At 73.0% G+C, this 12253-nt stretch carries 11 protein-coding genes; 6 read left to right on the forward strand and 5 right to left on the reverse strand.

The genetic code is table 11. The annotated features are described in order from the left end of the window. The first annotated feature begins 141 nt into the window (after positions 1-141). Together ACZ6Z8_RS20055 and ACZ6Z8_RS20060 are read left to right on the forward strand one after the other, a co-directional pair. Positions 142-372, forward strand: coding sequence for a hypothetical protein (locus ACZ6Z8_RS20055; protein WP_465611381.1), 231 nt, complete (start codon positions 142-144; stop codon positions 370-372). A 25-nt stretch (positions 373-397) separates the two neighbouring features. Further along, the gene (locus ACZ6Z8_RS20060; RefSeq protein ID WP_465611382.1) at positions 398-1699 is read left to right on the forward strand and encodes an amidase; all 1302 of its coding nucleotides are present in this window, start codon (positions 398-400) and stop codon (positions 1697-1699) included. A gap of 12 nt (positions 1700-1711) precedes the next feature. On the opposite strand, the gene ACZ6Z8_RS20065 is transcribed toward ACZ6Z8_RS20060, so the two are convergent. After that, complete coding sequence (locus ACZ6Z8_RS20065) at positions 1712-2113, reverse strand: TetR family transcriptional regulator C-terminal domain-containing protein (protein ID WP_465611383.1); 402 nt, start codon at positions 2111-2113, stop codon at positions 1712-1714. 77 nt (positions 2114-2190) lie between these two features. On the opposite strand from ACZ6Z8_RS20065, the gene ACZ6Z8_RS20070 reads away from it, so the two are divergent. After that, positions 2191-2805: a TIGR03086 family metal-binding protein gene (locus ACZ6Z8_RS20070; protein ID WP_465611384.1), complete on the forward strand. Its 615-nt coding sequence runs from the start codon at positions 2191-2193 to the stop codon at positions 2803-2805. Positions 2806-3121: 316 nt separating this feature from the next. Continuing rightward, the gene (locus tag ACZ6Z8_RS20075; protein ID WP_465611385.1) at positions 3122-3943 is read left to right on the forward strand and encodes a protein phosphatase 2C domain-containing protein; all 822 of its coding nucleotides are present in this window, start codon (positions 3122-3124) and stop codon (positions 3941-3943) included. Positions 3944-4104: 161 nt separating this feature from the next. Here the strand turns inward: ACZ6Z8_RS20075 and ACZ6Z8_RS20080 are convergent, their stop codons facing one another. Together ACZ6Z8_RS20080 and ACZ6Z8_RS20085 are read right to left on the reverse strand one after the other, a co-directional pair. Continuing rightward, positions 4105-5064: a pirin family protein gene (locus ACZ6Z8_RS20080; RefSeq protein WP_465611386.1), complete on the reverse strand. Its 960-nt coding sequence runs from the start codon at positions 5062-5064 to the stop codon at positions 4105-4107. 126 nt (positions 5065-5190) lie between these two features. Then, on the reverse strand, positions 5191-5694 hold the full coding sequence (locus ACZ6Z8_RS20085; protein ID WP_380609006.1) for an SseB family protein: 504 nt from the start codon (positions 5692-5694) through the stop codon (positions 5191-5193). A gap of 216 nt (positions 5695-5910) precedes the next feature. On the opposite strand from ACZ6Z8_RS20085, the gene ACZ6Z8_RS20090 reads away from it, so the two are divergent. Together ACZ6Z8_RS20090 and ACZ6Z8_RS20095 are read left to right on the forward strand one after the other, a co-directional pair. Continuing rightward, on the forward strand, positions 5911-7740 hold the full coding sequence (locus ACZ6Z8_RS20090) for an acyl-CoA dehydrogenase (RefSeq protein WP_465611387.1): 1830 nt from the start codon (positions 5911-5913) through the stop codon (positions 7738-7740). A 515-nt stretch (positions 7741-8255) separates the two neighbouring features. Beyond that, positions 8256-9569 (forward strand): M18 family aminopeptidase, encoded by a 1314-nt coding sequence (locus ACZ6Z8_RS20095; RefSeq protein ID WP_465611388.1) that lies wholly within the window; start codon positions 8256-8258, stop codon positions 9567-9569. 59 nt (positions 9570-9628) lie between these two features. Here ACZ6Z8_RS20095 and ACZ6Z8_RS20100 read toward each other — a convergent pair whose 3' ends face one another. Both ACZ6Z8_RS20100 and ACZ6Z8_RS20105 read right to left on the reverse strand, forming a co-directional pair. Next, positions 9629-11449 carry an NHL domain-containing thioredoxin family protein gene (locus ACZ6Z8_RS20100; protein WP_465611389.1) on the reverse strand — a complete coding sequence of 607 codons (1821 nt, stop codon included), beginning with the start codon at positions 11447-11449 and terminating at the stop codon, positions 9629-9631. A 57-nt stretch (positions 11450-11506) separates the two neighbouring features. After that, positions 11507-12244, reverse strand: coding sequence for a hypothetical protein (locus tag ACZ6Z8_RS20105; RefSeq protein ID WP_465611390.1), 738 nt, complete (start codon positions 12242-12244; stop codon positions 11507-11509). Positions 12245-12253: the final 9 nt, after the last annotated feature.

Raw genomic sequence — 12253 nt, forward strand, 5'->3', positions numbered from 1 at the left:
GGTCGACTTGGGCTTCCGTGAAGGCCGTCGGCACCGATTCGGGTGCGTACCCTACCCGGGTGTGGTGGCCGGGTCCCGACCGGGGCGCGGGCCCGCCGGTTCCGGTTGCCGGGGGTGCCGGGCGGTCGGACGATGGGGGGCATGATGCACCAGATGCGAGCCGAGTACGGGGCCGACGGGGAGGCCGGCGCGGTCCGGTTGTGGCACATGGTCCGGGGCGAGCAGAGCGTGGCGATGTGCGGTCGGGAGCTCGATCAGGGGTCGCGGGTGCGGGAGGCGGTGGACTGGGGGACGACCCCGGAGCTGTGCTGCCACACCTGTGGGGCGTACTTCCTGCGCGAGACTCCGTACCTGCCGGCCGAGCACCGGTGAGCGGCCGGGCGCTACGGTGCGCGGTATGGACGAAGACCTGGCGCCGCCGCGGTCGTTGACCCGGGAGGCCGCCGGGCTGCGGGCCGGTGTGCCCGGGCTGCCCGAGCACGTCGAGCGCTTCTGCGCGCTGGTCGAGCGGGTGGATCCGCTGCTGCACGCCTTCGTGGCGGAGCCCGGGCGGCACGACCGACTGCTGGCGCGGGCACGGGAGTTGGCCGCGCGGTACCCGGAGCCGGCCGGGCGGCCGCCGCTGTACGGGGTACTGGTGGGGGTCAAGGACATCGTGCACGTGGACGGGCTGCCCACGCACGGCGGCTCCGCCCTGCCGCCGGGGGTGCTGGCGGGCCCGCAGGCCGTGGTGGTGGACCGGCTGCTGGCGGCGGGGGCGATGGTCGCGGGCAAGACGGTGACCGCCGAGTTCGCCGCGAGCGCCCCGGGCCCGACCCGCAATCCGCACCACCCGGGGCACACCCCGGGCGGTTCCAGCAGCGGGTCGGCGGCGGCGGTCGCGGCCGGGCTGGTGCCGCTGGCGATCGGCACCCAGACGGTCGGTTCGGTGATCCGCCCGGCCGCGTACTGCGGGGTGGTGGGCTTCCGGCCGACGTGGGGGCGGATCCCGATCGACGGGGTGATCCCGAACGCGCCGAGCCTCGACACCCTGGGCGTGTTCACCTCCGACCTGGCGGGCGCCGCGCTGGCGGCCCCGCTGCTGTGCGACGGCTGGCGGGAGGTCGAGCCCGGCCCGGAGCCGGTGCTCGGGGTGCCGGACGGTCCGTACCTGGAGCGGGCCGAACCGGCCGCGCTGCGCGCCTTCGAGGAACAGGTGGCGCGGTTGGAGCGGGCCGGGTCGGCGGTGCGCAGGGTGCCGCTGTTTCCCGATTTCGCCGAGATCACCCGGCAGTTGCAGACCGTCAACCGGTTCGAGCTGGCCCGCAGTCACACCGACTGGTTCGCCCGGTTCGGCGGCCTGTACCGGCCGGAGACGGCGGCGAGCATCAGGGTCGGCCAGGGGATCGCGGCGGAGGACCGCGAGGCCGCGCTGGGGTTCCGGGAGCGGCTGCGCGAGCGGGTGGCCGGAGCCGCCGCGGCGGCCGGGGTGGACCTGTGGCTGGCCCCGTCCGCGACGGGCGGGGCGCCGGAGGGGCTGCACTTCACCGGGGACGCGGTGATGTCGCTGCCGTGGAGCTACCTCGGTCTGCCCGCGCTGAGCCTGCCCGCCGGGCGGACCCCGGACGGGCTTCCGCTCGGCCTCCAGGTGGTCGGCGCGGCGGGGGAGGACGAACGGCTGCTCGCCCGAGCCGCTGTGCTGGAAGGGTTGTTGGCCTAGGGCCTGCCCCGGCTAGGGGGCGAGCGCCGGGTCGGCCGGGTCGGTGGCCTCGGCGCGCAGCAGGCGGAGCAGGAAGCGGCCGGCCCGCTGGTAGGGGACGTCCTCCTCGTGCAGCACGGCCTGCGAGTTGGCCGTCTCCAGGACCGCGATCAGTGCGAAGGCGAGGTCGCCGAGGTCGGTGTCGGGGCGCAGGGCGCCGGCCGCGCGGGCGTCGGCGAGGGCTTCGACGATCGTTGCGTGCCACTCCCGGGCGCAGCCGGCCAGGGCGTCCCGGACGGCGCCGGGCCGGGCGTCGAACTCGGCGGTGACCTCGTAGAAGAAGCAGCCGCCGGGGAAGACCCGGGCCCAGGCGCACCGGCGGAGCGGGCGTACGGGGAGCAGCTGGAGCTGGTGGTCACCCGGGGGCTCGGGCACCGCAGGATCATCGGGGAACCGACCGTCGTTGATCAGGTGATCGGATTCATTTCCGCAGGACTGGGGGTCACTGCCGCATGAACGTCGTCGAACTGCACGCACAGGCGATGGAACTGGCCATCGAGGTGGTGGACGCCGTCCGGCCGGACCAGCTGGACCGACCCACCCCGTGCGCCGGGTGGACGCTGCGCCGGCTGCTGGAGCACTGCGTCGGCCAGCACCGGGGCTTCGCCGCGGCCGCCCGCGGCGCCGGGCCGGACCTGGCGCTGTTCGCGGACGCCACGCTCGGGGCGGATCCGGCGGAGGACTTCCGCCGCACCGGCGCTGACCTCGTCGCCGCGTTCCGGGAGGCGGCCGTCACCGACCGGGCGCTCTGGCTGCCCGAGATCCGCGACGGCGGGCCGTTCCCGCTCGCCCAGGCGGTCGGCTTCCACCTGGTGGACACCCTGGTGCACGGCTGGGACGTCGCCGCGGCGCTCGGCGACGCGGACCGGCTGGTCGCGGCGGTGGACGGCGACGACGCCCTGGTCACCGCGCTGCTGGCGGTGAGCGAGGCCGTCCCGAACACGCCGGAGGCGCGGGCGCCCGGCCGGGCCTTCCGCCCGGGCCTCGAAGCCGGCGGCGGTGCCGGCCGGTTCGACCGCGCCCTGGCGCTGCTCGGCCGCGATCCGGCCTGGAGGGCCAGGCCCTAACGGTCGCGCCGCTCGTCGGGGAAGCGCGGTCCGCCGATCAGGTAGAACAGCGCGGCGGTCGGAAAGCCGAGCGAGGCGGCCAGCAACACGATGAACTGCCAGAACGTCGTCATCATCCGCTCCTCGTCAGTCCCGGGCCGTCCGGACACCCGAAGGTGCGCCCAAACCCGACCGGCCCTGATTGGCCGAATCGGCCGGTCGCTATCCGACGGTATGGCCGAATCACCGCCGCTGCCACCGCACACCGCGCCCCGGCCCCCGCCGCACCGGCGCACGGGTCTGGGCGCGGGCCGGGACGGGCGGCCACACTGACGGGATGCAGCTACAGCTCGCAGGGGAAGCGCGGCGGCCCGACCGCGAGAGCGAGGACTTCGCGGCGGCCTCGCCGGAGGCACTGGTCCTGCTGGACGGCGCCAGTTCGCCGGCCGGCCTGGAGTCCGGGTGCCGGCACGGAACCGCCTGGTACGTCCGGCGTCTGGGCGTGCACCTGCTCGCCCGGCTCACCGACCGGGTGGACCGGTCGATCGCCGAGTGCCTGGCCGACGCCATCGTGGAGACGGCCGCGCTGCACGGCGGCCGCTGCGACCTCGGCCACGCCAACACGCCCGCGGCGATGGTGGTCGCGGCCCGGCGGCACGGCGACTCGCTGGAGTACCTGGTGCTCGGCGACTCGCTGCTGGTGCTGGAGTTCAAGGACGGCCCGCCCAGGGTGATCGGCGACAACCAGCGCTTCCCCGGCGGGGAGGGGCTGCGCCGCCAGGTCTGGGCGACCGTCCCCGGCTCGGCCGAGCGGGCCGCGCTGCACCTGGAGTACGCGCTGGCGGTGCGCGCCGCCCGCAACCGGGGCACCGGCCCGTGGATCGCCGCCGCCAGTCCGCGGGCGGCCGAGCACGCCGAGACCGGCTTCGTGCCGCTGGACCGGCTGCGTGCGCTGGCCGCCCTCACCGACGGCGCCTCGCGCTACACCGAGCGCTTCGGGCTGGGTAGTTGGGGCGACGTGCTGCGGCTGCTCGCCGAGTCCGGGCCGGGTGAGCTGATCGCCCAGGTCCGCGAGGTGGAGCGGGCCGACGCCACCTGTGAGCGCTGGCCGCGCGGCAAGACCCACGACGACGCCTCCGCCGTCTACGCGCTGCTGTAGGCGGCGGAGGCGGGCGGAGGCGTCGTCCGGGCGGGGGCCGTCGGATCGGCGGTTCCGGCCCCGCGGTGCGGCACGGGGGAGACGGGGCTCCGCCGGCCTTGTGGTGCGACGTGTGCGAAAGGGCCCGGACCGATGGTCCGGGCCCTTCGTGACGGAAGCGGTCAGCCGGCGTCGGTGGGGATGGTGCCGAGGCGGCCGGCCTGGAAGTCCTCCATGGCCTGCTGGAGCTCGCGGTGGCTGTTCATCACGAACGGGCCGTACCAGGCGACCGGTTCGCGGATCGGGAGGCCGCCGAGGAGGACGACCTCGAAGTTGTTGTCGCGGGAGTCCTGCTTCTCGTCGGCGCGCAGGGTGATGGAGTCGCCGTCGCCGAAGACGACGGCCTGCCCGCGGTGGAAGGGACGGTGCTCGGTGCCGGCCGAGCCGTTGCCGGCCAGGCCGTAGGCGAGGGCGTTGAAGTCGGCGCGCCAGGGCAGGGTGATCTGGGCGCCGGGGTTGATCGAGGCGTGGATCATCGTGATCGGGGTGTGGGTCGCGCCCGGGCCCTGGTGGCCGTCGATCTCGCCGGCGATCACGCGAAGCAGGGCGCCGCCGTCCGCGGAGCTGAGCAGCTTGACGCTGCCGCCGCGGATGTCCTGGTACTTGGGGGCGATCATCTTGTCCGAGGCGGGCAGGTTGACCCACAGCTGGAGGCCGTGGAACAGGCCGCCGGACAGCACCAGCGACTCCGGCGGGGTCTCGATGTGCAGCAGACCGGAGCCGGCCGTCATCCACTGGGTGTCGCCGTCGGTGATGACGCCGCCGCCACCGTGCGAGTCCTGGTGGATGAACGTTCCGTCAATGATGTAGGTGACGGTCTCGAAGCCGCGGTGCGGGTGCCAGGGGGTGCCCTTGGGCTCGCCGGCCGCGTAGTCCACCTCGCCCATCTGGTCCATCATGATGAACGGGTCGAGGTACTTGGTGTTGATCTTGGCGAAGGCGCGGCGGACGGGGAAGCCCTCGCCCTCGTAGCCCTCGGGGGCGGTGGCGACGGTCAGCACCGGCCGGGCGTTCGCGACGGCCGGGTCCGGCGTGGTCACGCGCGGGAGGGTCAGCGGGTTGTCGACGGTCACGGCGGGCATGTCGGCCTCCTTCGAGCGGGGTTCTCTGGCCTACGTTCCACGAGGTTAGTTCAATCCTCAACAACAAGCAAGTTGAAAATTGAACTATGCGGGGACGGAGGAGCGCGGCTCCTCTCCCCGGGGTGGCTATCCGTACATCCGGCGCATGGTGAAGTCGACCATCTGCTCGACCGCCTTGGCGTCGAACACCATCCGGTGCTCGCCCTCCATGTCCAGGGCGAAGCCGTAGCCGGTCGGCAGCAGGTCCAGCACCTCGGCCCCGGTGACGGTGAAGTGCTTGGAGTCCTTGCCGGCGTAGCGGCGCAGCTCCTTGAGCGAGCTGAACATCGGGATCACCGGCGTCGGGGTGTTGTGCAGTGCCAGGAAGCCGGGGCGGTCGCCGCGCGGACAGTGCACCTTCGAGGTGATGAAGATGGCCTGGAAGTCCTCGACCGCCATCGAGCCCGTGGTGAACGCCCGGACCGCGTCCGCCAGGGACGGCGGCGAGGGCTCCGGGTAGAGGGACTGCTGGGACGCCTGGCCCTGCGCGCCGTAGGCGTCCGGTCCGGGCATGCCGTTCATGCCCGGCTGCGGACCCGCCTGCTGCTGGTAGGGGTCACCCGGGTATGCGTTCTGGTCATATCCGTACACACGGACAGGCTAGCGGGAGCGCAGCCGCCCGCGCTGGCGTCGATCCTGACAAGGAGTGGTCGTCCCGGCTTGTGGGACGTGACCACGTTCATAGCGGATTCACCGCCGGGGGCTTGCCCAAGTTACCGCTGGGTAGCATCATGATGCCTACTGGTGGGTACGGGACGCCCGAAACGCGGCGGTCACCCGGAAGCGACGAACCGGAGAAAACAGGCCATGGGTCACTACAAGTCCAACCTGCGGGACGTGGAGTTCAACCTCTTCGAGGTGTTCGGTCGCGACCAGGTGTACGGCACCGGGCCGTTCGCCGACATGGACGTCGAGACCGCGAAGAACATCCTCAGCGAGATCGCCCGCCTCGCCGAGAACGACCTCGCCGCGTCCTTCGCCGACACCGACCGCAACCCGCCGGTCTTCGACCCGGAGACCAACACCGCGCCGATCCCGGCGGCCTTCAAGAAGAGCTACCAGACCTTCATGGACGCCGAGTGGTGGCGCCTGGGCATCCCGGAGTCGATCGGCGGCCAGGTCACCCCGAACTCGCTGATCTGGGCCTTCGCCGAGCAGATCCTGGGCTCCAACCCGGCCATCTGGATGTACTCCTCCGGCCCGGCCTTCGCCGGCGTCATCGCCGAGGAGGGCACCGAGGAGCAGCTGAAGGTCGCCCAGCGGATGACCGACCGCCTGTGGGGCTCCACCATGGTCCTCACCGAGCCCGACGCGGGCTCCGACGTGGGCGCCGGCCGCACCAAGGCGATCAAGCAGGAGGACGGCTCCTGGCACATCGAGGGTGTGAAGCGCTTCATCACCTCGGGCGAGCACGACATGTCCGAGAACATCATCCACATGGTGCTGGCCCGCCCCGAGGGCGGTAAGCCGGGCACCAAGGGCCTCGGCCTCTTCATCGTCCCGAAGTTCGACTTCGACTGGGAGACCGGCGAGCTCGGCGAGCGCAACGGCGTCTACGCCACCAACGTCGAGCACAAGATGGGCCTCAAGGCCTCGAACACCTGCGAGATGACCTTCGGTGCCAAGCACCCGGCCAAGGGCTGGCTGCTCGGCGAGACCGTCGACGGCATCCGCCAGATGTTCAAGATCATCGAGTTCGCCCGCATGATGGTCGGCACGAAGGCCATCGCCACCCTCTCCACCGGCTACCTGAACGCCCTGGAGTACGCCAAGGAGCGCGTGCAGGGTGCCGACATCTCGCAGTTCCTGGACAAGACCGCCCCGCGCGTCACCATCACCCACCACCCGGACGTGCGCCGCTCGCTGCTGACCCAGAAGGCCTACGCCGAGGGCATGCGCGCGCTGGTCCTGTTCACCGCGTCCGTCCAGGACGACATGCTGGCCGCCAAGCTCCGCGGCGAGCGCGACGAGGCCGCCGAGCGCCTCAACGACCTGCTCCTGCCGATCGTCAAGGGCTACGGCTCGGAGAAGTCCTACGAGCAGCTCGCCCAGTCCCTGCAGACCTTCGGTGGCTCCGGCTACCTGCAGGAGTACCCGATCGAGCAGTACATCCGCGACGCCAAGATCGACACCCTCTACGAGGGCACCACGGCGATCCAGGGCCAGGACTTCTTCTTCCGCAAGATCGTCAAGGACGGCGGCCAGGCGCTGGCCGCGCTGTCGGAGCAGATCCAGAAGTTCCTCGCCTCCGCCGAGGGCGGCGACGCCCTGGCCGCCGAGCGCGAGCTGCTCGCCAAGGCCGCCGGTGACCTGGAGGCCATCGTCGGCAAGCTGATCGCCGACCTGACCTCGGTCGAGCAGGACGTCAAGAACATGTACAAGGTGGGCCTCAACACCACCCGCCTGCTGATGGTCTCCGGCGACGTCGTCGTCGGCTGGCTGCTGCTGCGCCAGGCCGCGGTGGCCCTGGCCAAGCTGGAGGCCGGCGCCTCGGAGAAGGACGTGCCGTTCTACCAGGGCAAGGTCGCGGCGGCCCGCTTCTTCGCCAAGAACATCCTGCCGACCATCGCTCCGCAGCGGGCGATCGCCGAGGGCATCGACAACGAGATCATGGAGCTGGCGGAGGAGGCCTTCTAAGGCCCGCCCGCCTGCCGCCCGCCACCACCCTTCCCGGGGTGTGCCGCGCGCGGCACCTCTCTGACCGCCTGACGAAACCCTCGCACCGAAGGGCCCGGCTGCCACCGGGCCCTTCGGTGTTTTCGCGGTTCCGCCGTTCCGCTGTTCCGTTGCTTCCGCTGCTCCCGCGCTGTGCTGCGCAGGACCTGACGACGGGTCGGGGCCGGGCTCGACGGTCTCCTCGGCGGGCATCGTGGTGGTCAACTGCGTTCCCACCCCGGTGACTTCACTGTGGACCAGGGCCATCGTCCGACTGTCGGGCGCCGCTCGTGGCCCGTTCGCGCGCGGGAGCCCGCTGACGGTCTGCGACCGGCGGGGACCACGGGGTGAAGGAGGCCCGGTGAAGTGCGGGTTCGCGTTGTGTCCCTTTACCACAACGGTTGCCGGGTATCGAATGCCATGTCCGTGTACGGGCATATGCTCAGGGGGCGAAGCTGACCCCCTCCGGCTTCGGCCCCCCTCGACCCTGGAGCAGCATGTCGACCGCCGCCCGCCGGGCATTCTTCGACCGGACGCACACCGACGATCTGATCACGTTCCTCGGCACCTCGCCGTCCCCGTACCACGCGGTCGCGAGCGCCGCCCGGCGCCTGGAGAAGGCGGGGTTCCGTCAGGTCGCGGAGACGGACGCCTGGGACGGTTCGGCCGGCGGGCGCTACCTGATCCGCGGTGGTGCGCTGATCGCCTGGTACCTGCCGGAGGGCGCGGGGCCGGAGACGCCGTTCCGGATCGTCGGCACCCACACCGACTCCCCCAACCTGCGGGTGAAGCCGGTGCCGGACACCGGCTCGGCCGGGTGGCGGCAGGTGGCGGTGGAGATCTACGGCGGGGTGCCGCTGAACACCTGGCTCGACCGGGACCTCGGCCTGTCCGGCAGACTGGCGCTGAAGGACGGCAGTGCACGGCTCGTCCAGCTGGACGAGCCGCTGCTGCGCGTGCCCCAGCTCGCCATCCACCTGGACCGCCAGGTCAACGACGGCATGAAGCTCGACCGGCAGCGCCACCTCACCCCGATCTGGGGCCTCGGCCCGGTCGACGAGGGCTCGTTGATCGCCTACGTCGCCGAGCGGGCCGGGCTGGCCGCCGAGGACGTGGCCGGCTGGGACCTCATGACCCACGACGTCCAGCCCGCCGCCTACCTGGGCCGGGACCGCGAGCTGCTGGCCGGCCCGCGCCTGGACAACCTGCTCTCGGTGCACGCGGCCACCGCCGCGCTGGCCGCCGTCGCGACGGCCGTCGCCGACGGCGAGACCGTGCTGCCGTACATCCCGGTGCTGGCCGCCTTCGACCACGAGGAGACCGGCAGCGAGTCCGACACCGGCGCGCAGAGCCCGCTGCTCGGCAACGTGCTCGACCGGACGGTCCACGCCCGCGGCGGCTCCCCGGAGGACCGCGCCCGGGCGCTGGCCGGCACCGTCTGCCTGTCCTCGGACATGGGCCACGCCGTCCACCCGAACTACTCCGAGCGGCACGAGCCGGGCCACCACCCGCTGCCGAACGACGGGCCGATCCTCAAGGTCAACGTCAACAACCGCTACGCGACCGACGGTGTCGGCCGGGCGGTGTTCGCGGCGGCCTGCGAGAAGGCCGGCGTGCCGTGGCAGACCTTCGTGTCCAACAACGCGATGCCCTGCGGTACGACGATCGGCCCGATCACGGCGGCGCGGCTGGGCATCCAGACGGTGGACTGCGGCATCGCGGCACTGTCCATGCACTCGGCCCGCGAGCTGTGCGGTGCGGAGGACCCGTACCTGCTGGCCGGCGCGATCAAGGCCTTCCTGGAGGGCTGAGCACGCCGCTACGCAGGGGGCCCGCCGGTGTTCCGGCGGGCCCCCTGCGCGTTGCCCGGCTACTCCATGCCCGCCAGGACCAGCGGGAGACGGCGGACGCCGTCGGCGACCAGCTTCACCGGCACGCCCCAGTCCTGCTGGTGCACGTGGCAGGCCGGGAACTCGATCTCCGGGTCGTCGTCGCAGGAGGCGGCCATCGCCGAGACGTGCAGCACGCCCTCGGTGACCAGCTCGGACAGCACCAGCTCGCGGGAGAGGTCGGTGTCCGCGCCCGCGCCGGAGACCAGCAGCTCGGGCGGGGTCGCGCTGACCAGCAGCCGGGTGGACGGGCCGTAGCGCTCGTCCAGCTTCTGGCCGCTCGGCGCCTCGAAGACCACGTCCAGCCGGAGGGCGCCGGGCGCGACCTCGGTGGCGGCGCGCTGGGTGCGGTGCGCCACCGACTCCACCCGTACGGCCTCCTCCGGCAGCCGCAGCCGGGTCAGCCGGTGCCGGGCCGACTCGACCACCACGATGTCGCCGTCCACCAGCACCGCCCCGGAGGGCTCGCGCAGGTCGGTGGCCAGGGTGGTGACCTCGCCGCTCGCCGGGTCGAAGCGGCGCAGCGCGTGGTTGTAGGTGTCGCTGACGGCCACCGAGCCGTCCGGCAGCACGGTCACGCCCAGCGGGTGCTGGAACAGGGCCTGGTCGGCGGCGCCGTCGCGGTGGCCGAAGTCGAACAGGCCGGTGCCGACGGCGGTTTCGACCGTCATGGTTTCACGTGAAACGAAGCGCAGCGCGGAGGTCTCGGAGTCGGCCACCCAGAGCTTCCCGCCGTCCGCGGAGACGGCCAGGCCGGACGGCTGGGCGAACCAGGCCTCGGCGGCCGGGCCGTCCACCAGGCCCTCGTTGGTGGTCCCGGCCGCGACGCCGACGGTGCCGGCCGCCGGGTCGTACGCCCACAGCTGGTGCACGCCGGCCATCGCGATCCACACCCGGCCGTCGAACCAGGCGACGTCCCAGGGGGAGGAGAGGTCCACCTCGCGGGCCGGGCCCTCGGTGGCCGAGCCCTGCCACCACTGGCGGCCGGTGCCGGCCAGGGTGGTGACGCTGGCACCGTCCTCGGTGAGGCGGACGCCGCGCAGGGCGTGGTTGACGGTGTCGGCGACGACCACGTCGTAGTCGTGGCCCTCCGGCAGCAGCGCGAGGCCCTGGGGCTCGCTGAACCGGGGGCTGGTGCCGTCGACCAGGCCGCGCTGCCCGTCGCCGATCCGGCGCACCACCGTCTCGCCGTCCTCGGCCAGCTCGACCAGCGAGTGGTGACCGGAGTCGGCGACCAGGAAGTGCCCGTTCGGCAGCCGGACCGCCTTGCCGGGGAACTTGAGGTCCCCGGCGACCGGCTCCGGCGCCACGTACGGGCCGTCCCCGCGCCGCAGGGTGCCCTTGGCCTCGTGCTCCGCCTCCAGCTCGGCCACCAGCTTGGCGATCGCGTGGGCGTGGCCCTCACCGGCGTGCTGGGCCACCACGTAGCCCTCGGGGTCGATCACCACGAGCGTCGGCCACGCCCGGACGGCGTACTGCTTCCAGGTCGCGAGCTCCGGGTCGTCCAGCACCGGGTGGTGCACCTCGTACCGGGCGACGGCGTCGACGACGGCCTGGTGGTCGGCCTCGTGCACGAACTTGGGCGAGTGCACGCCGACGATCACCACGGTGTCGCGGTGCTCCTCCTCCAGCTCGCGGAGCTCGTCGAGGACGTGCAGACAGTTGATGCAGCAGAAGGTCCAGAAGTCCAGGACGGTGATCTTGCCCCGGAAGTCGGCGAGGGTGAGGTCCTTGCCGCCGGTGTTCAGCCAACCGCCTGCCCCGACCAGTTCGGGGGCGCGTACGCGTGCACGAGATGCCATGGCTGTATCCAACCCCATGGGGGGTCGGCGGCATTCCGGGCGGGCGGCCTTCGGGGGTCAGGGGAGGACGCGGAGGTCGGTGAGGGGCTGGGTCGCGGACTCGTAGCGGATCAGGCGGGTGTGGAGGCGGAGGGCGACGTCGATGCGTTCGCCGGGGCGGGTCAGGGTGGCGACGAGGCGGTCGGCGAAGGTGTCGAGCTCCTCGGGGGTGACCCGGTGGCCGGTGAAGCGCGCGGTGTGCTGGACGGGCAGCTCGGCGGCGTGGGCGCCGAGGTCGTCGGTGGGGGCGACCCGGACGGTGCCGGTGGTGGGGGCCGGGCGGAGGCTGGGGGTGAGGACGGCCGGGAGGGTCGCGGTGGTGGGGGCTTCGGCGGCCCACCAGACGGTCAGCTCGGGGTCGGTGAGGAGTTCGGGGTGGTCGGCGGCGCGGGTCCAGTAGCCGGTCGGGTCGCCGTCGATGTCGTGGGCGGCCTCCGCCAGACCGTGGCGGCGCAGCAGGGCGACGGTCTCCCGGCAGTGGGCGCGCAGGACGGCGTGGGTGTCCTCGGCGTACGGCGGGGACCCGGGCGGGGAGAGGTGGAGCCAGTGGTCGTACGGGCCGGTGCGGTCGGCGGGGTCGGTGGCGATGCGGACCCACATGCGGCTCCGGCCGTCGGGGGCGGTGGTCAGGCTCCAGGGGCCGGCGTCCGGTCCGTGGCCGGGCCCGTGGTCGAGGCCGAGCAGCCGGGCCAGTCCGTCGGTGCCCGGGGCAAGGCCCTCGGGCCAGCGCAGCGACAGCGAGGCATCGACGGACACGGCGGCTCC

This window comes from Kitasatospora sp. NPDC101108 (assembly GCF_055584725.1).

Coding starts and splice junctions, on each gene's coding strand:
- ACZ6Z8_RS20055 (WP_465611381.1), top strand. CDS start 142: ATGATGCACCAGATGCGAGCCGAGTACGGGGCCGACGGGGAGGCCGGC.
- ACZ6Z8_RS20060 (WP_465611382.1), top strand. CDS start 398: ATGGACGAAGACCTGGCGCCGCCGCGGTCGTTGACCCGGGAGGCCGCC.
- ACZ6Z8_RS20070 (WP_465611384.1), top strand. CDS start 2,191: ATGAACGTCGTCGAACTGCACGCACAGGCGATGGAACTGGCCATCGAG.
- ACZ6Z8_RS20075 (WP_465611385.1), top strand. CDS start 3,122: ATGCAGCTACAGCTCGCAGGGGAAGCGCGGCGGCCCGACCGCGAGAGC.
- ACZ6Z8_RS20080 (WP_465611386.1), bottom strand. CDS start 5,064: ATGCCCGCCGTGACCGTCGACAACCCGCTGACCCTCCCGCGCGTGACC.
- ACZ6Z8_RS20090 (WP_465611387.1), top strand. CDS start 5,911: ATGGGTCACTACAAGTCCAACCTGCGGGACGTGGAGTTCAACCTCTTC.
- ACZ6Z8_RS20095 (WP_465611388.1), top strand. CDS start 8,256: ATGTCGACCGCCGCCCGCCGGGCATTCTTCGACCGGACGCACACCGAC.
- ACZ6Z8_RS20100 (WP_465611389.1), bottom strand. CDS start 11,449: ATGGCATCTCGTGCACGCGTACGCGCCCCCGAACTGGTCGGGGCAGGC.